At 37.3% G+C, this 1,249-nt stretch carries 2 protein-coding genes; both read right to left on the bottom strand.

Annotated elements, in window-relative coordinates; translation table 11 throughout:
• Positions 1-481: hypothetical protein (locus tag AC1DSL_RS18340; protein WP_477533353.1), on the bottom strand; the 481-nt coding region annotated here is incomplete at its 3' end.
• 49 nt (positions 482-530) lie between these two features.
• Positions 531-1,145 carry a CPBP family intramembrane glutamic endopeptidase gene (locus AC1DSL_RS18345; protein ID WP_016427876.1) on the bottom strand — a complete coding sequence of 205 codons (615 nt, stop codon included), beginning with the start codon at positions 1,143-1,145 and terminating at the stop codon, positions 531-533.
• Positions 1,146-1,249 lie beyond the last annotated feature (104 nt).

Here is a 1,249-nt window from a genome sequence, read left to right on the forward strand (position 1 = left end):
TCACAGGTTCTTTGCCAATGCTCACAGCTGCAATACTTTCAATCATCGTATCTCTAATAATTTCATAGTCTGCTTCATCTTTGGAGATCGTTTCTACTCGCATGAAGACGGCAGAATTTTCGTCATAGTATATTGAATCTTTATTAGGTTCTTCCCCAGTTAATGAATAGCCATCTAATTTATAGATCGAATAGTTCTGTTCATCACTATCCGTCAACTTTGCGGTTTCTTCTTTCTTTTCGTCATTGATCGAATATGACAGTGACTTTTCAGGTCCTCTTGTTTCAGTAACAGGTGCTGGTTCTTCTGTTTCCTCTTTTGCTTCATCTTCATCAGCTGTTTCATCTACCGTTGTTTCTTCAGAGTCCGCAACAGTAGTTTTATCACTTTCAGAACCATTAGATTCATCTGTGGAGTTACATGCAGAAAGCATGGAAATTGCTAAAGACAATGATGCAAATAGTAGCCAAGATTTTTTCATGTTATATTTCCTCCTTTATGTAGTAGACGTGATGTGGTTGTCATATGTTTCAAGAGTTGAGAGGCAAAACCAGAAACAGTAGAATCGTCATTGTAATATGAGCGATAATGATGAGCGGCATGCTTTTTTTCCATTCATACAAAAGCCCCCACAGTAAACCGGATGTGACTGCTGCAAGCACTCCTAACCAAAATCCGCTGAAAGCCATGGATAATCCGAAAAGTAAGGAGGCCACCAACACAGCGAAGAAAGGGCTCATGTAAGTTTTTAATTTTTGCTGAATAAAGCCCCGCCAAAACAATTCTTCTCCTGGGGCAATAATTAACATCAACAATAAATAATGCCAAACAGTAGTCGGTCCAAAGTCACTTAAGAATTGCTCCACTGAAATTGCTGCTTGATCCGTAAATATGGAAAAGAAGCGATATGCAGTTGCAATAAGTCCATAAGTGAGTGTACCATAACCAATTCCGAAAATTAAGTACTCCCATGTTTGTATTTCATCTTCCATCTTGCCAAGAACAAATGATAAGGACATAAATAACAGCATCGTAAATGTGTACATATACCAAAAAATTACTTCAAATGAAAAAGTGAAAAAAAGTAGCAAATAGACGAGAACTAAACTGAGAGTCCATCTTAGATGAGAAGCCATAATATTCAACTTGCACACCTCCAGTACTTTAGCATTTAGTGATCATTCTTCTTCATCAGTAATGGGTGAAGACTCTTGCTCTTTAAGGTATACTATTTTATACCGTTTATGAT

It is taken from the genome of Paenisporosarcina sp. P4_D4 (genome assembly GCF_056401835.1).